Genomic DNA, 24,685 nt, shown 5'->3' with positions numbered 1-24,685 from the left:
CCTACCTCGGAGGCTTTTTTATTATTCGAAAAATAAATGATAATGAAAATTAATATTATCTAGAAAATCCATATTATCTACTCAATCTTCGGCTATAATTGGTTACAAGATCTCCATCATGTTTACATTTTTCGACCATGTTTAAAAAGTTTTTATTTCAAATTCATTGGTTTCTGGGTATTAGTGCTGGCCTCATCTTATCAATTATGGGAGTTACAGGCGCGATCTTTTCTTATGACCAACAAATTTTAAAATGGGTAAATACAGATAGTTATGTAGTTCAAGCAGAAAACTCCGCCAAGCTTACCCCTGCTCAGCTTTATCAACATTTCACAACCACCCAGCCTGAAATTAAAATTAATAGCATTACCATAGCCAAAGACCCTACCGCCTCATCTGTTGTAAACATTGAAAAAGAAGGCGAACGTCGTGGCTACAATATGATGGTCAACCCTTACACAGCACAAGTACTGCCTGATGTTAAAGGTCGTGAGTTACTTTTATTCATACAACAAATTCACCGTAACTTAACTGCTGGAGAATTCGGTAAACAAATTACCGGTGCTTGTGCCCTCATGCTCATTTATTTTGTCTTGAGCGGATTATATTTACGTTGGCCAAAGAAACACTCTGCACGTCAATGGCTTGCTGTTAAACCCAAACTTAAAGGTCGAAATTTTATTTGGGATTTACATGCTGTTGTAGGCACATGGGTAATTGCTTTTTATCTTCTTTTTGCATGTACAGGTTTATATTGGTCATATGACTGGTGGCGTAGCGGTATGTTCAAAGTATTGGGTGTAGAACAACCAAAAATGCAAGGACATGGTGGAGCTGGACGCAATAAAGACAAATCCTCTGAAGCTAAATTAGATAACGCTCAACTGATTACTGCTCTCAACCAGACCTGGAGCGGCTTTAATAATAAAATCGGACGTGACTATTCAACTCTAACACTAAATCTACCGAAAAAAGACGATGGAAAAGTTGAATTGAATTTTGTAGATGCAACACCACAACACGAGCGTGCACGCAACCAAGCTGTCTATAACTATAAAACTGCCAATATTGAAAAGATGGAGCTTTATGAAGATAAAAAGCTTAATCAAAAAATCATGAGCAGCATGTTGCCTGTACATCGTGGCAGCTTCTTTGGACCAGTTTATCAATTTGTAGCAATGCTTGCGTCTTTAGCAATGCCTTTGTTCTTTATTACTGGATGGATGCTTTATCTAAAACGCCGTAAACAGAAAAAACTAACCCAAGCAGCTCGCCAATCTTTAGCTGGCCACTACATCGACCAAAATGCTAAACCTTGGTTAATTACTTATGCTAGCCAAACTGGTGTGGCAGAACAACTCGCGTGGAGTACCGCAACTAGCTTACAAGAAGCACATCAACCTGTGCAGGTTAAATCTATACAAGAGTTAACTGAAGCTGATTTACAACAGTATGAACAGATTCTTTTTGTGATTAGTACTTATGGTACTGGAGAAGCACCAGACTTAGCTTCTAGTTTTGCTAAAAAGCTATTAAAAACAAAATTAGAACTTCAACATCTTAACTATGCCGTTTTAGCTTTAGGTTCTAAAGAATACCCCGACACTTATTGTAGTTTTGGTCACACAGTAGCTACGTGGCTTAAAAATAATGGAGCAAAAGCCTATTTTGAGACGATCGAAGTAGATAATGCAAATCCAACACATATTCAAAACTGGAATCAGGCTCTTGCAAAAGCAACTAAACTAGATTTGCATGCTGTTAATCTTGAAAAAGTATTTGATAGTTGGACATTACAGCAACGTGACTTGCTCAACCCTAATAGTCTAGGTCAACCTGCTTATAATATTGAGCTGACTGCCAAACATGAAGCTGTATGGCAAGCAGGAGATATTGCTGAAATACAACCGGGAAATAGTCCTGAACGTATTAATGCATTCTTACAGGAGCATCATATACTTAAAAATGCACTTGTAGACTCACTACAAATCTCTATTGAGAAAGCACTTTGGAATAAAGACTTAACCGGCGAAATTGAACCATTTGCTAATCTGGAGCATTTATTAGAACAGCTCCCTACTCTACCAACTCGAGAATACTCGATTGCGAGCATTCCCTCTCAACAAGTCCTTCGTTTAGTTGTTCGCCAGCAGTCCGATGAATCTGGCGATTTAGGCTTAGGATCTGGCTGGCTAACTCGACACACAGAAATTAATCAGAGTATTGCATTGCGTATTCGTACCAATGAATCTTTCCATTTAATTGATGATAATCGTCCAATTATTTGTATGGGTAATGGAACAGGAATCGCAGGTTTAATGAGTTTGCTTCATACTCGAACTCGTCATAACTATACTGAAAACTGGCTAATTTTCGGTGAACGCCAACGCGCTCATGATTTCTTCTATGCATCAACCATTGAAGCTTGGCAAACGATGGGAATATTGAAACGACTTGATTTAGCCTTTTCACGTGATCAAGAACAACGTATGTATGTTCAACATATCATTCGACAAAATGCAGTTGAATTGGCCAACTGGATTGAACGCGGCGCAGTTCTTTATGTTTGTGGAAGTATTGAAGGAATGGCTAGCGGAGTCGATCAAGCACTCATTGATATTTTAGGTGAAGAAAAAGTCGATGAGCTAAGACAACAAGGTCGTTATCGTCGCGATGTTTATTAAATATTGATAAATAATAAAGCCGAGTAATAGCTAAAATGCTTTACTCGGCTTTTTATTGCAATCAGCATTGAATTCAGAATGATTTTGCATACACTGTCTGCAATTTAAATTGCAGCTTTAAACACAATGCAAGTCAGTAAGTGGATTCGAATTTTCTTAGCCATCATTGGTTCGATTTTATTTTTAGACGGCTTATTTCTAGCTTTTCTAAATAAAATTCATGTAGGCACCATTGTTCCTTTAGTCTTAGGGGCATTTTTTTGCCTCTATGCATTATTTTATTATCATCTGGAACGTTTTTTCTTTTACCACTATCGCCTGCATTCAGTTTGGCGTTTTGGGTGGTTATGCTTCTGGATCTGGCTCATTGGCTTAGGCTATTTTTTTAATTTTATTAAAAACAATAAAGATACAGGCCAAAACATTCCAGCGGTGAAAGCAATTATTGTTTTAGGAAGTGGTGTCGAAAATGGACAGCCTTCTGCCATACTTGCAAAACGCCTCGATACAGCAGCCCCTGTCGCCCTTTCACAACCTCAAGCAAAAGTTGTTTTAACAGGTGGTTTAGATTTTTCAGAAAAAGAAACCGAAGCATTAGTCATGTCTCGCTACTTGGAACAACGTTTTCATATAGCAAAAGAACGAATGATTCTTGAAGACAAAAGTACAAGTACTGAGCTTAACCTTAGAAACAGTAAACCACTACTTGAGCAAGCTCATATTAGTATTGATCAACCAATTGCCATTGTTACAAGCGACTTCCATACCCCACGAGCTGCAGCTATTGCAAAGAAACAAGGCTATACACAGGTTTATACAGTTGCTGCTGAAACGCCTTTGGTCACACGCTATAACGCTTGGCTACGTGAATACTTTGCGTATGCGAGCGGCTGGATTCTAAACGAGTATTAATCTTGATTCAGAAAGCTGCTATTGCTTTACGGCATGGCAGCTTTAGTTAAACCAGATAGTAATCATAATTTAAAGTAATTAAATCTGAACTTAAAAAATTAAGTATAGAAAGGATAGGTTTTGACTAACAATAGAAGAGATAAAATAGATAGATAAGAAATAGGAATAGCAGAAACGCCAAAAACACTAAATAAATTAGTGCATATTTTTTTAAAACTTAAAAAATTATGGTGGGCGCTGACGGGATCGAACCGCCGACATTCTGCTTGTAAGGCAGACGCTCTACCAACTGAGCTAAGCGCCCTGATTAAAAAGACAACCAATGTAGCCTTTTTAGATTACACCCTCTAGATCAGGGAATCAAGAGAATGGCGCAGCGGACGGGGCTCGAACCCGCGACCCCCGGCGTGACAGGCCGGTATTCTAACCAACTGAACTACCGCTGCACTTGCAATACTTTAAATAAATAAAGTATGGTCACAAATTATGGTGGGCGCTGACGGGATCGAACCGCCGACATTCTGCTTGTAAGGCAGACGCTCTACCAACTGAGCTAAGCGCCCTGCAAAAGCGTTTTATAAAAGTGGCGCAGCGGACGGGGCTCGAACCCGCGACCCCCGGCGTGACAGGCCGGTATTCTAACCAACTGAACTACCGCTGCACTTTCACAATATCGCAATTGTGGGGTAAACGATGTTAAGTCTTAAGTGGCGCAGCGGACGGGGCTCGAACCCGCGACCCCCGGCGTGACAGGCCGGTATTCTAACCAACTGAACTACCGCTGCACTTGAGAGCTTAACGTAAAGGCTTGGTGGGCGCTGACGGGATCGAACCGCCGACATTCTGCTTGTAAGGCAGACGCTCTACCAACTGAGCTAAGCGCCCTTAACGTCTTCATCGTTTGTGAGGTGCATTATAGAGAATCTTTAACAGGTGTCAAACGCTTTTCGACAACTTTTCAAAAAAATGCGAATGAATGATTAAAAATAAGTCATTATTAAGTAAAAAACAATTTTTTGTATTTTATTTAAGCACTTATTTTAATATTTTGATCATTCGAGGAATAAAACAGGAATATTTAAAATCATAATTTAGGTTAAAGATTGTTCAGACAGATAAACAAGAGCGTCTTCAGGGACTAAATCAAACAATTCAATGATTTCTTCATTACGCATTCGAATACATCCATGTGACATTGGAATACCCATCGGTTCTTTATCCGGTGTCCCATGAATATAAATATAACGTTGCATGGTGTCGTGGCCTTCCCCTTTATTAAAGCCTTCTTCTAAACCATCTAACCAAAGAATACGTGACAGTATCCAATCTCGCTCTGGGAATTGTGCGGCAAGTTCACTGCTATAAACTTCACCTGTTTGGTTACGTGCAATAAAAACTGCATTCTTAGGCGCTTGCATACCAAATTTTTTGGCAACCCGATGCCATCCACGTGGAGTTTTCCCAGTATTTTCTTGTTCCCCTATTCCATTCTTACCTGTAGAAACTACATAAAACTTATTATGCTTAGGAAGGTCTAAAGTTTGGTTTGCTAAATCGATAAGAATATCTGCATCTTCAAGTTTAAATTGGGACATGGAATTTCTTCTCTTATGTGAACTCAACTCTATTTTGAGCTTTAATAAAAATTAATGGGAAACTTGTCTTACATCGCAAGTAAAAGATTATTAATCCTCTTTTATCTACGTGCAGTTTCACTGCTTGTCTTGAGCCAAAATTAAAAGATTATCAATCTTTTAATTTTGGCTCAGGGCGTAGCCATAGCCAAATTGCAACAACGAGCATGGTAGTATCGGTGAAAACTTTCACCCAAAATGGCGCAGAGGTAAAAAGCATTAAAATACCGCTTAAGGTCATCATAATGCTTGCGATCCATTTTGCCTTACGTGGTACTGTGCCATTTGCTCGCCAGTCACGTAGAGTTGGCCCATATTTCGGGTGATTTAACAACCATGCATCCATCTGAGGCCAACCTTTTGAGGCAGCCCAAGCAGCCAGAATAAGAAACACTGTTGTCGGCATGCCCGGTAAAATTGCTCCAATAATACCAAGCGTGATAAAAATCACGACCAGAGTTCGCCAAAACAATGTTCGCATATATAAACCTTAAGCTATTGTTGATCGTAGTATAAAGTGTTTTTCTGGTATTGTTTTGTTGATCAACCATGAAATTGGGATGAATTATTTCGAGTACTAAACGTATGAATATTGCCTCAGTTAAAACATCCTATTTTGAACCATGGTTACAGTTTAATCATCCAATGGTAAGACAATTAGCATTTACCATTGCTAGCCCTAATTTACTTTGCCATCTTCCTCAAAGTCTCGCTATTCAGCATAGCTTTCAACTACATTCTGATCTGACTTGGAGACAGCATTTTCAAAACTATCTACCACGTTTGCAACAACTAGATGAGTCTCCGGAACCTTTACTCCTGTTTATGTCTCGCCTTAAAAGCACGCGTTTAGGTTTACGTTTTGAGAACTTACTTTGGTTTTGGTTACAGGAAGACCAATATCATTCCTATCAATTATTAGGCCATAGTATTCAAAAAATTGAGGGGACAAAGACTTTAGGTGAACTCGATTTTTTGGTTTTAAATAAAGAAACTCAACAAATTGAGCATTGGGAAGTTGCTCTAAAATATTATTTGGGCGAAGGACAATTAAATTTGGAACAATGGATTGGCCTAAATAGAGAAGATACTTTGAGTACAAAGCTTTATCACTTCACTGATAAGCAATTTCAATTTTCAGAAGCTTTAGATTTTAAAATTCAACAACGTTTTGCTGTTCTTAAAGGTCAGCTTTATCTACCACTCAATTTGGCTCAAGAGCAACCTATTCCGGACTGGATCAATTCAAACCGTCGTCTCGGATATTGGGGCACAAATATTCCTGACTCTAAATTTTATCGTCTAGAAAGACATGAATGGCTTTGCCCTAATAAACAGGTAAGCTCAAATACGGCTTATTGGTGGACTGATGGCTTATATTGCAAAAATAACGAAGTCACCCAGTTTTATATGTTCAGACATCCTTCACTATTAAGCCTAGGCCATGTTGGCAACGAAAAAATGCCACTTTACAAGTAGGTATAGACTTCTAGAAACAATTTATAACGTTTTTACTATTAAATAGTCATGTTTCTTTTTACGTTTGTTTTTTAATCTAAATTTACTTCATTATTAAATTTAAACGGAGAAAATGATGAAAAAAGTTTTAGTCGCGTCTGTAATGATTGCATTTGTATTAACTGGCTGTAATACGTTCAAGGGTTTTGGTAAAGATGTCTCTAAAGCTGGTGATGCTGTAAGTAATACCGCACAAAAAACTGAGAATAAAATGTAAGTTATGCACAGCTTCGAAAAACCTTATCACTTCGATAAGGTTTTTTTATTTTTAAATACCCAACCTTCAGAGATTCGCCTATTATATCGAACTATATTTCCCCTACTCAGCATGCAATTTCCGGTATGAACCACTCAGACACTCTCTCGCTTAGCTTAGAACTTTTACAACAGCCTTCTGTTACTCCTATTGACCATACTTGCCAAACCATTATGGCTGATCGCCTAGCGAAAGCTGGCTTTCATATTGAACCAATGCGTTTTGGGGATGTTGACAATTTATGGGCTCGTCGTGGAACTGAAGGCCCTGTGTTTTGTTTTGCTGGACATACCGATGTTGTTCCAACAGGTCGTTTAGAAGCATGGAATTCAGACCCATTTGCACCAGAAATTCGTGACGGCAAATTATATGGTCGTGGTTCAGCTGATATGAAAACTGCCTTAGCTGCGATGGTGGTTGCATCTGAGCGTTTTGTAGCAAAGCATCCAGACCATAAAGGTTCAATTGCTTTTTTAATTACTTCAGATGAAGAAGGCCCTGCTGTTAACGGTACAGTTAAAGTTATTGAAACGCTTGAAAAGCGCGATGAAAAAATTACTTGGTGTTTGGTTGGTGAGCCATCAAGTACAAGTAAATTAGGTGATATTGTTAAGAACGGCCGCCGAGGTTCTTTAAATGGCGTATTGCACGTTCACGGTAAACAAGGTCATGTGGCGTATCCTCACCTAGCGCGTAACCCAATTCATGAAGCTTCAGCGCCCTTAGCAGAGTTATGCCAAACTGTTTGGGACAATGGAAATGAATACTTTCCTGCAACTTCATTCCAAATTTCAAATATTCACTCAGGCACTGGTGCAACTAACGTTATTCCGGGTACTTTAGAAGTGACTTTCAACTTCCGTTACTCAACAGAAGTTACAGCTGAGCAGCTTAAGCAACGTGTGCATGAAATTTTAGATAAGCATGGTTTGCAATATGAGATTGACTGGAATTTATCTGGCCTGCCATTTTTGACACCAGTAGGTGAATTAGTTAACGCTGCTCAAACTGCTATTTTAAATGTAACTGGTACTGAGACTGAGCTATCTACTAGTGGTGGTACATCTGATGGGCGTTTCATTGCTCCAACAGGCGCACAAGTTTTAGAACTGGGTGTACTTAACGCTACTATTCATCAAATTAATGAACATGTAGATGTACACGATCTTGATCCTTTAACAGATATTTATGAGCAAATTTTAGAAAATTTACTAGCTTAAAATATTAAAAAAGTGATCTATATAAAAAGCACCTATATTAGGGTGCTTTTTATTATTTTCAGTTTTCATTATTCTGCTTTTAAGAACATGAAATAAGATTTTCATTTGTTAAATCCGATAGATGATTTTAGAATTGTTATAGAACCTCTTTTGAATGCTTATCTATCCACTGCAATATAGTTGGCCAAACCTCCTTAGCCGCATTTTGACTCAGTGCAATTCGACTATGAGAATAATTTTCTAAGTTATTATTAGCATAGCCAAACTCACAGAATAGATTGTTTTCATTTTCAAAGGCTTTTAAATATTTATAACAACCTTTAACAGGGGCAATAAATTTATCGCCACTCCCAGAGATAGAGTATATTGGAACTCTTATAGAACTCATAAATTCTCTATAATCAATATTTTTAAATTCACTAATAAAATTTTGCTTTAAATTCCAATTAAACCAAGGCCGCATCGTATAATAGGTTTCATTTAAACGACCTAGCTTAAATTTATTAGCAGGAATCTGACCTAGACCTTTAGTTACTAGTTTTGCAGAAAACAACCTAATAAAATCAAATGAGTTATTTATAGCGCCAAATGCTTGGCAAGCAACCAAAGTAATACTTTTAATATTTTTCAAATATTCTGGATAGTTAATCAAGAACATTGTTAAGCATAAACCTCCACCACTATGCGTTACGCAGTGTAAAGAAGTTATATTTAAATAATCATGAATATAGTGAAATGCTGCCTTGTATTCATATAATGCAACAGTTTCAAAATTAAAGGGAAGATCTGTTTTGGGACTAGTGCCATGCCCTCGCCATTCTAAAATAAAACAGATATAGCCTTCTCTTGCCAAATAATCTGCAATACCCATGCAAACAGTTTTATCTGAAAATGCCCCATGAGATAAAAAAATGGCTTGCTTCTTCACCATAGGATTATCTTTTTTATAAACTTCCCATAAGGCAAATTCACAATCATCATCCGTTTTTAAAATATGCAGCTCTTTATGAATTGACATTTATTTTTCTACTGTTGCAATGATTTTATTCTCGGTTGACTTAATAATGACTGAATAAGCGGAGTATAAAACTCTCCCTCATTAATCAGTTTAATATATTCATCACCGTACTCTACCCAGCCTTCTTCAACTAATGCATCCCAAATAAGCTTATAATCAAGTTTAATATCACTGTTAAAAATTTTCTCGTACTTTTTAGTGCTAATTTTCATTTCTTGCAATGCTTGAAATATCCAAATTAACTTTACGTCTTCAGTATCATGAATAAACATGCGTTCAACAGGAAGTTTATTCAATGATATTGCATTATAGTATTCGGTTAGATTTCGATGGTTCATTGCTGAGACAGATTTAATGCTTGATGAGTTTGGTTGCAATCTCATATTAACGGCTGCATAACCTATCCCACTCATTGTGGTCATTTTACTTTGGCCATTAGCATCTAAGCAGTCTCTAAGGTTATCTTCATATAAATATTTCTCTGAAATTAATTGGTTATTATCTTCTTTTTCCCAATCATATACTGTTTTTTGTTTATAACCTTTGCTTATTAAGAACTGTTTAGCAATGTTATACATTTCAATTTTCTTCTCAATAGATGGCGTATTTTGCTTTTGTTTTGTCGCAAAGTCAGAACGACCAGCGATATTAAGCTCATAGTGAGTAATATGTTTTATTCCTGATTGAACAATACTTTCTAAGTCTCCTAGCATTGCTTCAACTGTTTGATTTGGCCAACCATAAATCAAATCGACGTTACAAGATAAAGAATATTTATGAAATAGTTCGATTGCATCAAAAACCTGCTTTCTTGTTTGTTTGCGGCCACTTGTAGCAATTAGTTCATCATTAACCTGTTGCACTCCCATACTGACACGATTAAAACCAGCATCCTTAATTGCTCTTATTTTATCTTCATTGAAAAGTTGAGGAATACCTTCTAATGTCATTTCTATAGGTTTAGTTATTCCAACATCTGGAAAAAGAGAAGATACAACATTAGTCAGCTTCATATAATCATTAGGCTGAAGCAAATTAGGTGTACCTCCTCCTACATATAAACTTTCAAGCTTAGCTCCCTGATAAAACTCTTTATATAAATGCGCTTCCTTGCTTAAAAAATCCAGATAATAGTCCATCTCCCTCTTACCTTTATAATCTTGTGTAGGGAAAAGACAAAATCCACAATGGGGAGGATCAGTAGGAATACAATATGGAATACCTAAGTATAAGTTTATGGACTTATATTGAGCATCTGTATGCAGTAGTAAGTGATTATTTTCTTCTTCATTTAAATCTGTTTTCCACATTTTAGGTGAAGGATGAGTATGTAGAACCTTATTTGATAGATGTCGTACTTTATTTTTTTGTATGAAGTTTTTAATTGCAGCAATATCCATAGTCAATATATTTATAATTTTATATTAAAAAATATATTGTATTTAAATATAATATATCATGCAATTGATTTAGCTTATTTTTTACATTCATCACTACTAGCAAAGTTAGTTAAAGATTTAAAATCTTTAGCTGTATTTTATGAACTTACAAGCTAACTGAGTCATCATAAAAAAAGGAACTCATTTGAGTTCCTTTTTACTTTATAAACCTAAAGTTTTTTCAATATATTCTAGGTTCGGTATATGGTAGCGTCGATCTTGCATTCGTACATATTTAAATACTGTTGGATGCTGTTCAGCTTCTTGGTGTTCATCTATTTCATCGACAATTTCAGAAATACGTAAACGAACAGAAAGCGGCATAGTTTTGCACATTAATGCAAACCGTTGGCTGATATCTTCCCCTTCAATTACCAAGGCTACAGCATATTGATCGGTTGTGTTATGAACCGAGTAGATAGGTAGCTTTACATCATGCCACTCAATATGTTTTACGCCATTTCTTACGTCCATGGCCGATAAGACAATATTTTGTGGCAACAGCATAGGTACCTGATCATTACATTCAATGATATAGGCATCAATAAAACCAGTTGAAACCGTAATCAGATGCTGTAGCTCTTGTTGGTCCATATTACCAATCAGAGATGTATTTACACTACCTTTCATGATTTGACCTCACTTTCAAACGCTACAAGTAAAGCATCGATATTCTCTAGTAATTCTTCCTCTTGGAAAGGTTTACCCATATATTGACTTACACCTAACGAGAATGCTCGTTCTCGATGTTTTTCACCTGTTCGGGACGTAATCATAATAATTGGCATGTATTGATGCATATCATGATGTCGTACAAGATTCAGTACTTCGAAACCATCCATACGTGGCATTTCAATATCAAGTAGCATTAGATCTGGCTTAATATTTTCTAGCTGCTCTATGGCATCCACACCATCTTTAGCCGTAACAACATCGTAGCCTTGGCGTTCAAGTAATCGAGACGTTACCTTACGTACAGTTACCGAGTCATCGACAATCATAACGAGACGGCGCTCGTCAGATTCTCGTTGTCTATATACTGCTTCACTAAGCTGTTTGTGACGCGGAGTAGACTGAATTTGTCGCGCAATATTTTGTCCGTCTAAAATTAAGCAAACTTGTCCATCACCTAAAATAGTCGCACCTGCAATTGCCCCAATGCTAGCGAACTGTTGGCCAATTGGTTTCACTACAATTTGTGCTCGAGAACCAATTAACTGGTCAACAAGTAAAGCCACAGTTTGACCATTGTTGGCTTTAATCATTAAGACAGGTAATGAATACATCATGCCATTTAGACGTGGTATTGGTTGATTACCCACAAATTCTGAAAGATAACGTAATGGATAACGTTTATTTTCATATTCGAATAGTTCTTTAGGGCTTTCAAAATACTGTTCTAAAGAAGCTGGTGAAACTCGAACAATTCGGTCGATTTGAGCAAGTGGAATCGCAAATTGCTGATCTGCCACTTTCACCATTAAGGCATCACTTACAGCTACTGTAGTTGGTACACGAATAGTAAATGTTGTTCCCTTACCATAAACAGAGTCTACGCTAACATGTCCACCTAGAGCCTTAATGTCGCTTTGTACAACATCGAGTCCAACACCACGCCCAGAGATTTGAGTAATCTGATCTGCGGTACTTAAACCCGGATGGAAAATCAGTTGTAAAATATCTTGGTGTTCCAAGTGCTGTTCCAGTTTGATCAGACCCGCAAGCAGTGCTTTTTGACGCACTTTTTCTACATCAATACCTTGTCCATCATCACTAAAGACAACGACCACATCTGTACCTTGACGTTGAATATTAAGTTCAATACGCCCAGCTTCAGGTTTATTAGCTAGCTGACGTTGTGTTCTGTCTTCTAAGCCATGGTCAATTGCGTTTCTGAGCATATGCTCAAGCGGTGTTACTAAACGCTCTAAAATATTACGGTCTAGTTCACCTTCAGTATTATTTACAAAAAGCTCAGCAGGTCTTTTCAACGCAGTAGAGGTCTGACGAACAATTCGCTGTAAACGTGGTAGTAACCGTGAAAATGGAACTAGTCGTGTTCGCATCAAACCTTCTTGAATTTCTGCCTGAATTCGTGACTGTTGTAAAAGCAGACTTTCTGTATCTCTGATCTTATGAGACAACGTATTTTTAAAGTCGACTAAGTCCGATGCAGATTCAGCAAGAGATTTCGATAACTGATTTAAAGATGAATATTGGTCCATCTCTAAAGGGTCAAAGTCGGTATAACGAGAATGCTCAATACCGTGTTTGGCAATAATTTGTGTTTCTAACTCGCCTTCCATTCGACGTAACTGATCGGCAAGTCGTTGAATAGCCAATTCCATTTCAACCAATGTATGACCAAACTGACTTAAATCCATTTCAATTCGCGAGCGGTTAATCGAATTTTCACCTGACAAATCAATCATCTTCTCGATTAAGTCTGCTGAAACTCGGATCATTTCATTATTTTGATCCAGACGTTCTGTTTGCTCCCATACCCCCATCATTGGTGGTGGTTCGGTACCATCACCTTGTATAAAGGTCATCACAGGTTCTGAGCTAAACAAATCAGCTTTTGTTAACTTCGCTGGAATTTGGATATTGGTTTCAAAGAATTGAATATTTTCTAAACTTTGTTGTAGTCCATCGAAATGCTGGTAGTTGTGCTTGAAAATTGCATCTTTTAGCCATGCAATTGCACTTTCGAGCAGATGGTCATAAATATTCGAGTTGAAGTGATGCAGTGCAAACTGTTCAAAAGTATTTTCCAGTTGATAAGCAATTGCATACACGGCCTCTAAACCGACCATGCGTGCACCACCCTTCAAACTGTGCACGGCTCTTTGTAACTGAAGCAAGATACTACGGTTCGTACGCTGATCAAACCATTCTTTCAATAGCACATCAGCCATTTCTAACAATTCAGCAGCTTCTTCTAGGAATGTCTGCTCAACAACAACGGTAATATCTTCTTCGTCAACTACAGCTTCATTCTCTTGCGAGGATTCAACTGATGTTATTACTTCAACTGGCGTAGCCAATTCAGTAACAACGGTATCAAATACTTGATCGTGATGAGCTTCTAATTCGTCAACAACAACTTCTGTTTCCGCTGGTACCTCATTTATTAATACTTGAGACACCACCTCTTGTTCAGAGAATATCTCACTTTCAGTATCAAATACTTCAACCTCAGGCACAGGTTGGAAGTTAGAGTTTTTACCAGCTTGTTTTAATGCATTAATTGTGTAAGGAGCCGCATAATCTAGCTGTTTCTCACGCATGATTTGTAGACGATCGGCCAAGTCATCTTGAATCAAACGAATAAAATCAATTAGAGGTGAGGTTGCAATTAACTGCTTTTGAATTAAACGTTCATATATGCTTTCTAATTCATGGGTAATCGAACCGATATAAGTCGCCTGAACCATATTTGCTCCCCCTTTCAAGGTATGCAAATAGCGCATTAAGTTGTTCAGAGCTGCAAAGTTTTCTTGCTCACCTACCCATATATTGAGATCAGTATCAATCCCCTCAAGTAGCTCATCAGCTTCTTCAAGGAAAATGTCCAAAAGGTCAGGATCAAAGTTTCGATTTACCTGTACAGATGAAATATACTGACGATCTTGCTGTACACTCTGGCTTAATACGGTCCAGTCGGCGGAATCTGATAAATTCTCTACCGTAATAATTTCTGGTTCTAGTTCAGTATTGAATAGTGGCTCATCAAAAGTAAAATTCTGATGAGGTAAATCGTTTTGAATACTCGGCGTATGTAACGTATAAAGTTTTAATTCTTCTAGAATACTTTGATGTTGCTTAACAATACCGACTCGCTGACCAGCAGCTAAAGCATCGAACAATTGAATAAGTTGTTGATGCGCTTTCTGATAAATTTCAAAAATATAGTCTGATTGTAACAAGACAGGTTTATCAAGCAATACATTATAGCTGTCTTTCAATTGGCTCGTATATTCATGCAAACCAAGCATTGCTTGAGAGTGAGTATGCTGTAGCAACAGATCAGCCTGTTCACTTAGACGTTCAAGATAACCAGGAAACTCGTTACGAACTCCTTTCTCAAAATCTAATTCTGCATCTAGTAACTCAGAAACATCTAGCAGCAATAATTGCGACACCAAACCATGTGAAGGCATTAATGGATCAGTTCGATCACCATGTTGCTCCACGTAGGCATCCCATGACTGATTAAACTTCGCCAATCTCGCTTCAAGCTGTTCACTTGAACTATTGCTAGATAGCAGTTCTAAGCTCTCGCCAATAAAATCACGATATTCTTGTAATAATAAAATCTCATCTGAATTAGAAGAAAGCTCCTCTTGCAATAAGATTTTAAATAAGTGCTCAACTTTAGTACTGGCTTCAAAAATTGTTTCGACCTGCGCCATTGCAGAACTGCCACGCAAAGTGTGTAGAGCACGTATTAAAGCATTGTAGCTATCATACTGATGTAGTTCTTGATTTAAGAACTGATTAATTGTCGATAAATGCTCTTCCGCCTCTTCCATAAACAAGGCTAAAGTTTCATTTAGATTTATTTCAATTTCAGTATATACATCTTCAACAATTGGCTCAGCCAATAAATCTTGCTCAATATAGTCTAGCTCAAGCCCAGTGATTGTTTCGGCAGTAAGCGTATTTGAAAGTTGTAAAAGCTCTTCTAAAGCAGGTTCTAAACTTTGCTGTTGTTGTAGTTGTTGGCCTAATAAAATAAGCGGTCTAAAATCTACTGCATGTGCTCGTTTTTGCTTAAAATTATCTACTAATTTAAGGAAATAGAACTTAAACACTAACTGAACATAGCCTTGAATAGCTGGAGTCAGCTTAAGGCTTTGATTGATTACTCGATTGAGCGTATCTTCAACTGTCCAAGCAAGCTCGGCTGAAGATTTAGCACCAATCATTCTCCCCGAACCTTTTAAGGTATGAAAATGGCGGCGAATTTCAGTGAGCGTAGCAGTATTTGCAGACTGCATCCATTCATTCAACAATGGCTGCAAATCAACAAAAATTTCATCAATTTCTTCGACAAAAATCTCAAGAAACTCAGCATCTTGTTCAGAATAGCTATCTTCAGGTAGAGTCATTGCTTCAGTTAAAGTTTTTAATATTTCTTTCATAGCAAAGGCTTCTTTTGCTTACCCCCTGAGTGGGGAAAACTACAGAGTCAACACCAGAAAAATAGCTATTTCCCCAATATTTGTCTGGCGCTGCTCATACTTTTAAAAGAATAGCTATTATAAGAATAGCTATTCTCATCCCCCAATTTAGTCAGGTAATTTAAAGTCCGTTACTGACTCACGTAATGACTCCGACATGTTCGCCAATTCAGATACAGAACGAGCAGTATCGAAGGTTGCTGTTGTTGTTTGTGAAGTAATTTCTTGTACGACTGTCATGGTTGCGGCAATATGACTCGCAGATGCTGACTGAAGTTTTGCAGCATCAGAAATGCTCGCAATTAAGTTTGCCAAGTCACCCGATACTTTTTGAATTTCATCAAGTGCAATACCCGCATCTTTCGCCAAGTTAGCACCACGAACAACCTCAGTTGTCGTTTGTTCCATCGAGATTACGGCTTCGTTGGTATCCGTTTGAATCGTTTTAACAAGCGTTTCAATCTGTTTAGTTGCTGAAGCAGAACGTTCTGCAAGACGTTGGACTTCATCGGCAACCACGGCGAAACCACGACCTGCTTCACCAGCCATAGATGCTTGAATTGCTGCATTTAATGCAAGAATGTTTGTTTGGTCTGCAATATCGTTAATAAGCGATACGATGTTACCAATTTCTTGTGAAGACTCACCCAAACGTTTAATACGTTTTGAAGTTTCCTGAATCTGTTCACGAATGGTATCCATACCCTCAATAGAACGGTTTACGACTTGTGCACCATTAGATGCAATAGATACCGAACGTTGTGCTACATTGGCAGATTCAGAAGCGTTGGCAGATACTTGGTCAATAGACAATGCCATTTCGTTCATTGCAGTTGATGCACCCGCAATTTCTTGTGCTTGGTGCTCAGATGCTTCTGCTAACTGGTTAGTAATGCTCTGAGTATCTTGTGTATAACGAGCAACTTCTTGAGAAGTTTCGTGAATTCGAGATACGAGGTCACGTAATTGGTCAATCGCAAAGTTAATCGAGTCGGCAATCGCACCAGTAAAGTCTTCAGATACCGTTGCATATGAACGCAAGTCACCATCTGCAAGATCGGCAATTTCATCGAGTAAACGTAAAATCGCATTCTGGTTACGATCATATTCTTCTTGTAATGTCGCTACACGCTGCTTATCTGCTTTACTACGAAGTGATAAAAGTTTTAAGACAGAACCAATTAAGCCAAGAAGCGATAATGTAAGCAATGCAACTAATGCAAAAGCCTGCCAACCATACTGTGTTTGATCTGAAAGATCACCTAATGCGTTTAACATTGCATCAGATTGAGAGAAGATCTCACTAGATGATTGACGTACGTTTACGATCTGGTTGGTATGTTTAAGAACTGATGTCGCGGCAGATTTTAAAACTTTATCGTACTCAGTTTTAATGCCTTCCAAAGATTCACGCACTTCAGGAGAATCAACTTTAGCTACGCCTAATTCAGCATTTCCGTTTAGCTGCGCATCTAAGTACACACCAAAAGTCTCGATATCGACACTAAAGTCATGCGCTGAGTTCTCAGAGTTCTCTGTACCAACGAAAACGGAGTTAATAGATCGTAGAATACGTTCCGCAATAAATACCTGGTTTTTAGCAACCACGACCTGATTACTTGATACTTTTTCACGAACCATCTTATCAACCATCAAGTTATATTCAGCTTGAATCTCAGGAATAGAGTCACTAATCGAGATATTCATATTATATAACTGGTTAATTACGTCCTGTTGTGACGAGATCAAATCAATGTCATAAGCCAAAGATTTCCACAAGCCAGCTACTTTTTTGTATTCTTTTGAAGATGTACCATAAATGTCTTCGACATTTTTTATATTTTTGGCAAAAAGTTGACGCGATGCAACCAACTCTTTCATCGCTTCAGGTGATCCAGAAGCTGTTGCTTCCGTAGCCTGTCTAGAAATGGTTTGTGATAATAAGCGCAGCTCACCCATACTACGTGTTAATTCGTTATGGCGAGGTACACTATAGAATAAATAAGCAAGCGAAGTTGAAGCTACTACTAAACATACAGATGCTACATAAAGGATAGGCTTGGACTTTTTACTTTCCCCAAATAAACTGGCATATTGCTCAATTTGTGACTGGATTTTCGCAACAAAGTTGACATTCGATTTTTCGTTTACACTACGATTGCCACTTTTCTTTTTAAGTTTAAAGCCCATACAGCTTCTCCCCAGAAAAATATACTGTTTATTAACAGCATAAAAATTAGTTTATAAATTTTGTCGATGCATTCATGTAATGTGGGTTTTGCAATAGTCGACTAAATAAAAAGACGTGCCAGTGCTGATTATGCTGGTGAAAATACCCCTGACAATATTCTTTTAAATTTTCCTCCAAGTTTAAACTTTGAGAAAAAAAGCTTTTTTTATTAAAGTGTTGGATCCCCAAAACCTGATCAACAACCAGTCCCACATACTGATCTTGATGGCTAATACATAACACTTTTTGGGCAGCCGAAAATGCACTTCGTTGCCCTGAAATAAAATGTGCCAAGTCTGAAACCGAAAGTAACCTTCCCCGAATGTTTGCCAATCCTTTTACCCAACTTTGGGTATTTGGAACAGGTGTATATTTTGGTGGATAGATAACTTCTGACACTTCCCCAAGTGGTGCGACGAAGTATTGCCCTCTCATTTCAAAAGCAATTCCTGACCATCGCTCTGCTTCATTTTGGACTGAAGCGTAATTCTTATTACCTCGTTTAGATAAACGAAGTAACTCGATAAATCCGTTCGCGGCCATACTCGATCCTATAAGACGGGCTTAGACCCGCCGTTTATGTTTTTATGGATGGATGAGTTAATTTAGAAATTGTTTAATTACATCAATCAATTGCTTTTCTTCAATCGGCTTAATTAAGTAATCAAGCGCGCCTTGACGTTTTCCCCATACTCGGTCAGTTGCCTGATCTTTAGTACTCACAATAACAACTGGAATATGCTTAGTGTCTTCATCACGAGTAATCTGACGTGTTGCTTGAAAGCCATTTACACCAGGCATTACAACATCCATTAACACTAAATCAGGCTGTTCTGCTTTTGCCAAAGTTACACCATCCGCACCATTAGATGCTTCAAGTACATCATAACCATGCTTGGTTAAGATCTCTCTAAAACGATAAGTTTCTGTTGGTGAGTCATCAACAATAAGAATACGTGCCATTTCTTTGCCCTTAAATTACTTAATTATGAACTTACATGATTACGAATCGCATTTAGCAATTCATCTTTGCTAAATGGTTTCGTCAAGTATTCATCTGAACCTACCACACGCCCTTTTGCCTGATCAAATAGACCATCTTTACTTGAGAGCATGATAACGGGAATGTTCTGATAATTTTGAGAGTTCTTAATCAGAGCACAAGTTTGATAACCGTCTAAACGAGGCATCATGATATCTACAAAAACGATATCTGGATTCGCTTCAGCAATTTTAGATAAAGCTTCAAATCCATCGACAGCAGTAATCACTTCACAACCTTCTCGTTGCAATAATGTTTCTGCTGTACGGCGAATAGTTTTTGAGTCATCAATAACCATTACTTTCAGATTTTGGAACGCATCTTCCATTTAATCTTCCATCCCCATAACATAAAATATAAATGCAATTTAACTTAAATTTGTTTTTACAGATTTATACGCATTTTTAACATATCTATACTTCTATTTTCAATGAAAGGTTTTTGTCTACTTTCTCATTTATAAACAATAACTTTTAACCTCATCACACTTTCGAAAAAATTATCATTTTTTTTATAATATTAATATTTTTATTCAGTTAAATAATAACTAATATATTTAAGATTAACTATTTAAAAATAAGCGGCTTAGCTTTCTTTTTTTGGGGAATTTTATGAATAAGCGGGTGAAATACGCCTTTTATAGAAACTGCTTGTCTGTATTTATAGGCATTGCTTCTTGTGGAGCACTGTTTTTATCTTTCCCAACGTTTGCCGCAAATGATGCCCCTAAAGCTGTTTGGTATCGCTATTATGACCAACATGGGATTGCTAATATCAGTACATCCGTAACTCCTGCACATATCCGTCATGGTTATGAAGCACTCGACCAAAATATGCAGGTGATAAAAAGAAGTCATCCCTATAATTCAGAGACTGATCTAAATCAATCGTCACAACGCGCATTATCAGCCCGATACAGAGAAGAAGATAACAAATTAAAAAAGGCATATAGCAATAGTAAAACTGCTGTGATTAAAAGGGACCAAGCTCTATTAGCAATTAAAAAACAAATGAATTATCAGCAAGAACAACTCAACCACTTGCAACAAGATAAAATTTTATTTAAACGTCAGGAAATGGAATATTTTCGTAAAGGTGAAAAAGTTCCTGAGAGGCTTAAAGCATTGATTGAAAACAATCTAACCAATATTCTCAAGGTTAAACAAACACTTGAATTACTTTCAAAAAATTATAATCACGCCAACAATGAGTATGAAAATATTATCGAACGTTTAAAAAAGCTTGAATAAGCGCACAGCTTTATCAAGAATAGGGGCAAAATAAAATTTGAACTACAGGATGATGCTGTATGCGCACAACGCATCTTACCCCTTCTACTTTTTTTAAATTAAGCTTAATTAGCCTGAGTTTGATTTTAGCTGCATGTCATCAGCAAGACGCACCAAAAACAACAGCATCTGAACCTAAAAAAATTGAACTTATCCCTCAAGATTTAATTTCTATAAAAGAAGGCTCCGTAGCTACTCAGACCTCTTTTACAGGAACTATTCGTGCAGTACAACAAAGTTCTATTCAAGCTCAAGTCAGTGCGACAGCAACATCCGTTAATGCAAATGTAGGTCAAAAAGTACAAAAAGGCCAAGTATTAGTCAGGTTGAATAATCAAGACAATGCTGCACGTTTAGCTCAAGCAGAAGCTAATCTTGTTTCTGCTCAAGCACAAGCAGAGCTTTCACGTAATTTAATGAATCGAAAACAAAGATTATTCAATCAAGGCTTTATTGCCCGTGTAGAGTTTGAACAGAGTCAGGTGGATTATAAGGGTCAACTTGAAAGTGTTAGAGCCCAGCAAGCGAATGTTGATATTGCTAAAAAAGCTAACCGAGATGGCATTATTACGAGTCCTATTTCAGGTGTAATTACTAAACGACAAGTTGAACCGGGACAAACTGTATCGGTTGGGCAAACACTATTTGAAATCGTTAATCCTGATCAATTAGAAATACAAGCAAAGTTGCCTATTGAGCAACAATCTGCATTAAAAGTGGGTAGCTCTATTCAATATCAGATTCAGGGTAATTCAAAACAATTACATGCCATACTGACTCGGGTCTCACCTGTAGCAGACCAAGATAGTCGTCAAATTGAATTCTTTGCGGCTCCTAAAGAAGCGATTGACTCATTAAGTATCGGCGCATTTATTAATGGCATTATTTTGCAAAATGATCGCAATCAAGGACAAACCATTCCTTTAGATAGTATTCAAAACCTGCAACAAGATCCTTTCGTATGGGTAATACGCAATCAGACTATTCAAAAGGTCAAGATTCGCGTAGTTGAGCAACGTTACTATGAAAACATTGCTTTGGTACAAGGTTTACAAAGTACAGATCAGGTAAGTCGTATCCAGTTTGAAGATTCTGATATCAATAAAAAAGTAACGCTTACAGCCGAAAAAAATAAATAAGGTAGCAAATAGCTTATGTGGTTTACCCGAATCAGTGTGAAGTACCCCGTTTTTACCATTATGATGATGCTGTGCTTAATGGTACTCGGGTTAGCCTCTTGGAAACGCATGACGGTTGAAGAGTTTCCTAATGTAGATTTCCCATTCGTAGTCGTTACCACGCAATATGCTGGTGCCTCACCTGAAGCGGTTGAGTCAGATATTACCAAAAAACTCGAAGATCAAATCAATACGATTTCAGGCATTAAACAAATTACTTCACGTTCAAGTGAAGGGTCTTCGATGGTGATTGCCGAGTTTAATCTTGATACCTCTTCTGCAATTGCAGCACAAGATGTGCGCGACAAAATTGCTCCAGTTATCGCTCAATTTCGTGATGAAATTGATACGCCGATTGTGCAACGATACGATCCTTCATCTAGCCCAATTATGTCGGTGGTGTTTGAGTCGAATACGATGAGCTTGGCTCAATTAAGTTCATACGTAGACAAAAAAATTGTGCCTCAGCTTAAAACCGTTTCTGGTGTAGGTAATGTCAATCTACTTGGCGATGCTAAACGTCAAATTCGTATAAAAATCCATCCTGAACAATTGCAAAGCTACGGTATTGGCATTGATCAGGTTATTAACACGCTAAAAAATGAAAATATAGAAGTCCCTGCGGGAACTTTACAGCAAAAGAATTCTGAACTCGTTGTACAGATTCAATCAAAAGTTATTCATCCTTTTGGTTTTGGTGATTTGGTTATTGCCAATAAAAATGGTTCCCCTATTTTTCTAAAACAAGTGGCAACTATTGAAGATACTCAAGCAGAACTGCAATCCAGTGCTTTTTATAACGGAAGAACGGCTGTCTCAGTCGACATTTTAAAAAGTTCCGATGCTAATGTAATTCAAGTCGTCGATAAAACTTACCAAACGTTAGAGAAGCTAAAAGCTCAAATGCCTGCGGGTTTAAATTATAAAGTCGTGGCAGACAGCTCCAAAGGTATTCGCGCTTCAATTAAAGATGTAGTTCGTACCATTCTTGAAGGGGCAGGCTTAGCAGTTTTAATTGTTTTACTCTTTTTGGGTTCTTTCCGTTCTACCGTCATTACAGGTTTAACTTTACCGATTACCCTACTGGGAACATTAACCTTCATTTGGGCTTTTGGTTTCAGTATTAACATGATGACGCTGTTAGCCCTGTCACTGAGTATTGGTCTGTTAATTGATGACGCGATTGTAGTTCGAGAAAACATAGTTAGACATACTGAGCTTGGCAAAGACCATGTCACCGCGGCTTTAGATGGCACCAAAGAAATTGGTTTAGCCGTACTCGCAACCACACTTACCATTGTGGCAGTATTTTTACCTGTTGCTTTCATGGGGGGATTAATTGGCCGTTTCTTCTACCAGTTTGGGGTAACTGTAAGTACAGCTGTTCTTATTTCCATGTTTATCAGTTTTACACTCGACCCAATGCTTTCAGCACATTGGAAAGACCCAGTAAAGAAAAAAGAAAGTCGACTACAACGTTTCTTTAATCGTATTTCTAAATTATTAGATGGCCTTACCCATATTTATGAAAAGTTGTTGAAGCTTGCTCTGCGCTTTCGTTTTATTACAGTCATTATTGCGATTGGTTCACTATTCGCTGCCTTAGGTTTATCAAAGCTTATTGGAACCGAATTTGTACCAGTCCCAGATAAAGGCGAAATTCGTATTCAGTTCGAGACTCCTGTCGATTCCTCTTTGGAATATACCCAAGCCAAACTACATCAAGTCGATCAAATTATTAGGCAATTCCCTGATGTTATTTCTACCTACGGGGTTGTAAATAGCACAATAAACTCTGGGAAAAACCATGCGGGTTTAGGAGTGACTTTAAAACCAAAACAAGAACGTAGTTCAGACTTAGCAACGCTCAACAATGAGTTCCGTGATCGTTTGCAAACCGTAGCGGGTATTCATGTTACTTCCGTTGCTGCTGCTCAAGATTCAGTTTCTGGTGGTCAAAAACCTATCATGATTTCCATTAAGGGAACTGACCTGAATGAGCTGCAAAAAATTTCAAATCGGTTTATGACTGAAATGGGCAAAATTAAAGGTGTAGTCGATTTAGAAAGCTCTTTAAAAGAGCCAAAACCAACTTTAGGTGTTCATATTAATCGTGTATTGGCAAGTGACTTAGGCTTGTCTGTTTCCCAAGTTGCCAATGCAATCCGTCCATTAATTGCAGGCGATAATGTCACAACGTGGGAAGATCGTGACGGCGAAACCTATGACGTTAATATTCGGTTAAATGAAGACAAACGCATGCTTCCTCAGGACGTTCAAAATCTATATATCAACTCAAACAAAACTGGTGCAAATGGACAACCAATATTAGTTCCATTGAGTACGGTAGCAACAACTGAGGAAAAACTCGGCGCGTCACAAATTAATCGACGCGATCTTGAACGTGAAGTACTCATTCAAGCTAATACATCTGGACGCCCAAGTGGAGATATCGGGAAAGATATTGATAAAATGCAAAAAGCATTTAAGTTGCCTGCTGGTTATACCTTCAATACCCAAGGGGCTAATGCCGACATGGCCGAGTCTGCAGGTTATGCATTAACTGCTATTACGCTTTCCATTGTATTTATTTATATTGTTTTAGGTTCTCAGTTTAATAGTTTTATTCACCCAGCTGCGATTATGGCATCTTTGCCGCTGTCATTGATTGGGGTATTTCTTGCCCTCTTCTTGTTTAGAAGTACCCTAAATCTATTTTCGATTATTGGCATCATTATGCTTATGGGGCTGGTAACCAAAAACGCGATTTTACTTATCGACTTTATTAAAAAGTCCATGGAACATGGGGAAAATCGTTATGATGCTATTTTACAAGCGGGTAAAACCCGTTTACGCCCAATCTTAATGACTACAAGTGCTATGGTCATGGGTATGGTTCCATTAGCTCTAGGCTTGGGTGAAGGTGGAGAGCAAAGTGCACCAATGGCTCATGCTGTTATTGGTGGAGTAATCACCTCTACCCTGTTGACACTAGTAGTTGTACCCGTCATTTTCACTTATCTGGATGACTTGAAAAACTTTCTGCTGCGTCAAACTCGACGATTCATGTCATAATGCA

General features: G+C 37.8%; 18 protein-coding genes and 6 tRNA genes. 8 read left to right on the top strand and 16 right to left on the bottom strand.

The annotated features are described in order from the left end of the window. The first annotated feature begins 137 nt into the window (after nt 1-137). Nucleotides 138-2,684, top strand: coding sequence for a sulfite reductase flavoprotein subunit alpha (locus tag ABFY81_RS14905; RefSeq protein ID WP_347914068.1), 2,547 nt, complete (start codon nt 138-140; stop codon nt 2,682-2,684). Nucleotides 2,685-2,810: 126 nt separating this feature from the next. Next, the gene (locus tag ABFY81_RS14900; protein ID WP_347914067.1) at nt 2,811-3,596 is read left to right on the top strand and encodes a YdcF family protein; all 786 of its coding nucleotides are present in this window, start codon (nt 2,811-2,813) and stop codon (nt 3,594-3,596) included. 228 nt (nt 3,597-3,824) lie between these two features. On the opposite strand, the gene ABFY81_RS14895 is transcribed toward ABFY81_RS14900, so the two are convergent. From ABFY81_RS14895 to ABFY81_RS14860, 8 genes are all read right to left on the bottom strand, one after another. Continuing rightward, nucleotides 3,825-3,900, bottom strand: a tRNA-Val gene (locus ABFY81_RS14895). A gap of 65 nt (nt 3,901-3,965) precedes the next feature. Next, nucleotides 3,966-4,042 (bottom strand) — tRNA-Asp (locus tag ABFY81_RS14890). A 41-nt stretch (nt 4,043-4,083) separates the two neighbouring features. Further along, a tRNA-Val gene (locus ABFY81_RS14885) sits at nt 4,084-4,159 on the bottom strand. A gap of 21 nt (nt 4,160-4,180) precedes the next feature. Next, nucleotides 4,181-4,257: transfer RNA gene (locus ABFY81_RS14880), tRNA-Asp, on the bottom strand. 47 nt (nt 4,258-4,304) lie between these two features. After that, nucleotides 4,305-4,381, bottom strand: a tRNA-Asp gene (locus ABFY81_RS14875). Between the two features lie 24 nt (nt 4,382-4,405). Then, nucleotides 4,406-4,481 (bottom strand) — tRNA-Val (locus ABFY81_RS14870). A 206-nt stretch (nt 4,482-4,687) separates the two neighbouring features. Next, nucleotides 4,688-5,191 (bottom strand): cell wall-recycling L,D-carboxypeptidase ElsL, encoded by a 504-nt coding sequence (gene elsL / locus ABFY81_RS14865; protein WP_347914066.1) that lies wholly within the window; start codon nt 5,189-5,191, stop codon nt 4,688-4,690. A 151-nt stretch (nt 5,192-5,342) separates the two neighbouring features. Then, nucleotides 5,343-5,711 (bottom strand): YbaN family protein, encoded by a 369-nt coding sequence (locus tag ABFY81_RS14860; protein ID WP_019457558.1) that lies wholly within the window; start codon nt 5,709-5,711, stop codon nt 5,343-5,345. A gap of 104 nt (nt 5,712-5,815) precedes the next feature. Here ABFY81_RS14860 and ABFY81_RS14855 point away from each other — a divergent pair, with 104 nt between their 5' ends. From ABFY81_RS14855 to dapE, 3 genes are all read left to right on the top strand, one after another. Next, on the top strand, nt 5,816-6,709 hold the full coding sequence (locus ABFY81_RS14855) for a DUF1853 family protein (protein ID WP_347914065.1): 894 nt from the start codon (nt 5,816-5,818) through the stop codon (nt 6,707-6,709). A 112-nt stretch (nt 6,710-6,821) separates the two neighbouring features. Beyond that, nucleotides 6,822-6,965, top strand: a complete 144-nt coding sequence (locus ABFY81_RS14850) for an entericidin A/B family lipoprotein (RefSeq protein WP_002051109.1) — start codon at nt 6,822-6,824, stop codon at nt 6,963-6,965. A 125-nt stretch (nt 6,966-7,090) separates the two neighbouring features. After that, nucleotides 7,091-8,224 carry a succinyl-diaminopimelate desuccinylase gene (gene dapE / locus ABFY81_RS14845; protein WP_004705781.1) on the top strand — a complete coding sequence of 378 codons (1,134 nt, stop codon included), beginning with the start codon at nt 7,091-7,093 and terminating at the stop codon, nt 8,222-8,224. A gap of 136 nt (nt 8,225-8,360) precedes the next feature. Here the strand turns inward: dapE and ABFY81_RS14840 are convergent, their stop codons facing one another. The 8 genes from ABFY81_RS14840 to pilG form a co-directional block, all read right to left on the bottom strand. Beyond that, complete coding sequence (locus ABFY81_RS14840) at nt 8,361-9,242, bottom strand: alpha/beta fold hydrolase (RefSeq protein WP_347914064.1); 882 nt, start codon at nt 9,240-9,242, stop codon at nt 8,361-8,363. An 8-nt stretch (nt 9,243-9,250) separates the two neighbouring features. Beyond that, the gene (locus ABFY81_RS14835; protein ID WP_346791300.1) at nt 9,251-10,642 is read right to left on the bottom strand and encodes a radical SAM protein; all 1,392 of its coding nucleotides are present in this window, start codon (nt 10,640-10,642) and stop codon (nt 9,251-9,253) included. Between the two features lie 201 nt (nt 10,643-10,843). Next, entirely contained in the window at nt 10,844-11,311 is a 468-nt protein-coding gene (locus ABFY81_RS14830; protein WP_004705778.1) for a hypothetical protein, read from the bottom strand. Continuing rightward, nucleotides 11,308-15,828, bottom strand: a complete 4,521-nt coding sequence (locus tag ABFY81_RS14825) for an Hpt domain-containing protein (RefSeq protein ID WP_347914063.1) — start codon at nt 15,826-15,828, stop codon at nt 11,308-11,310. The genes ABFY81_RS14830 and ABFY81_RS14825 overlap by 4 nt, the downstream gene beginning before the upstream one ends. Nucleotides 15,829-15,975: 147 nt before the next feature. Beyond that, nucleotides 15,976-18,057, bottom strand: coding sequence for a methyl-accepting chemotaxis protein (locus ABFY81_RS14820; RefSeq protein ID WP_004705776.1), 2,082 nt, complete (start codon nt 18,055-18,057; stop codon nt 15,976-15,978). 46 nt (nt 18,058-18,103) lie between these two features. Then, on the bottom strand, nt 18,104-18,640 hold the full coding sequence (locus ABFY81_RS14815; RefSeq protein ID WP_004705775.1) for a chemotaxis protein CheW: 537 nt from the start codon (nt 18,638-18,640) through the stop codon (nt 18,104-18,106). A 57-nt stretch (nt 18,641-18,697) separates the two neighbouring features. Then, a complete protein-coding gene (locus ABFY81_RS14810; RefSeq protein ID WP_004705774.1) occupies nt 18,698-19,060 on the bottom strand; it encodes a response regulator in 363 nt (120 codons plus the stop codon). 23 nt (nt 19,061-19,083) lie between these two features. After that, nucleotides 19,084-19,467, bottom strand: a complete 384-nt coding sequence (gene pilG, locus ABFY81_RS14805) for a twitching motility response regulator PilG (RefSeq protein ID WP_000389061.1) — start codon at nt 19,465-19,467, stop codon at nt 19,084-19,086. Nucleotides 19,468-19,750: 283 nt separating this feature from the next. Between pilG and ABFY81_RS14800 the strand changes: the two genes are divergently transcribed. From ABFY81_RS14800 to ABFY81_RS14790, 3 genes are read left to right on the top strand one after another with little or no spacing between them, the layout of a single operon-like run. Further along, nucleotides 19,751-20,389 (top strand): hypothetical protein, encoded by a 639-nt coding sequence (locus ABFY81_RS14800; RefSeq protein ID WP_347914062.1) that lies wholly within the window; start codon nt 19,751-19,753, stop codon nt 20,387-20,389. Between the two features lie 59 nt (nt 20,390-20,448). Then, entirely contained in the window at nt 20,449-21,567 is a 1,119-nt protein-coding gene (locus ABFY81_RS14795; RefSeq protein ID WP_347914061.1) for an efflux RND transporter periplasmic adaptor subunit, read from the top strand. Nucleotides 21,568-21,582: 15 nt separating this feature from the next. Then, on the top strand, nt 21,583-24,681 hold the full coding sequence (locus tag ABFY81_RS14790; protein ID WP_347914060.1) for an efflux RND transporter permease subunit: 3,099 nt from the start codon (nt 21,583-21,585) through the stop codon (nt 24,679-24,681). Nucleotides 24,682-24,685: the final 4 nt, after the last annotated feature.

This window comes from Acinetobacter sp. WA-87 (genome assembly GCF_039938935.1).
In the GTDB taxonomy this organism is placed as follows: domain Bacteria; phylum Pseudomonadota; class Gammaproteobacteria; order Pseudomonadales; family Moraxellaceae; genus Acinetobacter; species Acinetobacter seifertii.
This window is presented reverse-complemented; position numbering and strand designations above follow the sequence as displayed.

Coding starts and splice junctions, on each gene's coding strand:
- ABFY81_RS14795 (WP_347914061.1), top strand. CDS start 20,449: ATGCGCACAACGCATCTTACCCCTTCTACTTTTTTTAAATTAAGCTTA.
- ABFY81_RS14860 (WP_019457558.1), bottom strand. CDS start 5,711: ATGCGAACATTGTTTTGGCGAACTCTGGTCGTGATTTTTATCACGCTT.
- ABFY81_RS14830 (WP_004705778.1), bottom strand. CDS start 11,311: ATGAAAGGTAGTGTAAATACATCTCTGATTGGTAATATGGACCAACAA.
- elsL (WP_347914066.1), bottom strand. CDS start 5,191: ATGTCCCAATTTAAACTTGAAGATGCAGATATTCTTATCGATTTAGCA.
- pilG (WP_000389061.1), bottom strand. CDS start 19,467: ATGGAAGATGCGTTCCAAAATCTGAAAGTAATGGTTATTGATGACTCA.
- ABFY81_RS14840 (WP_347914064.1), bottom strand. CDS start 9,242: ATGTCAATTCATAAAGAGCTGCATATTTTAAAAACGGATGATGATTGT.
- ABFY81_RS14835 (WP_346791300.1), bottom strand. CDS start 10,642: ATGGATATTGCTGCAATTAAAAACTTCATACAAAAAAATAAAGTACGA.
- ABFY81_RS14810 (WP_004705774.1), bottom strand. CDS start 19,060: ATGGCACGTATTCTTATTGTTGATGACTCACCAACAGAAACTTATCGT.
- ABFY81_RS14790 (WP_347914060.1), top strand. CDS start 21,583: ATGTGGTTTACCCGAATCAGTGTGAAGTACCCCGTTTTTACCATTATG.
- ABFY81_RS14905 (WP_347914068.1), top strand. CDS start 138: ATGTTTAAAAAGTTTTTATTTCAAATTCATTGGTTTCTGGGTATTAGT.
- ABFY81_RS14850 (WP_002051109.1), top strand. CDS start 6,822: ATGATGAAAAAAGTTTTAGTCGCGTCTGTAATGATTGCATTTGTATTA.
- dapE (WP_004705781.1), top strand. CDS start 7,091: ATGAACCACTCAGACACTCTCTCGCTTAGCTTAGAACTTTTACAACAG.
- ABFY81_RS14855 (WP_347914065.1), top strand. CDS start 5,816: ATGAATATTGCCTCAGTTAAAACATCCTATTTTGAACCATGGTTACAG.
- ABFY81_RS14825 (WP_347914063.1), bottom strand. CDS start 15,828: ATGAAAGAAATATTAAAAACTTTAACTGAAGCAATGACTCTACCTGAA.
- ABFY81_RS14820 (WP_004705776.1), bottom strand. CDS start 18,057: ATGGGCTTTAAACTTAAAAAGAAAAGTGGCAATCGTAGTGTAAACGAA.
- ABFY81_RS14815 (WP_004705775.1), bottom strand. CDS start 18,640: ATGGCCGCGAACGGATTTATCGAGTTACTTCGTTTATCTAAACGAGGT.
- ABFY81_RS14900 (WP_347914067.1), top strand. CDS start 2,811: ATGCAAGTCAGTAAGTGGATTCGAATTTTCTTAGCCATCATTGGTTCG.
- ABFY81_RS14800 (WP_347914062.1), top strand. CDS start 19,751: ATGAATAAGCGGGTGAAATACGCCTTTTATAGAAACTGCTTGTCTGTA.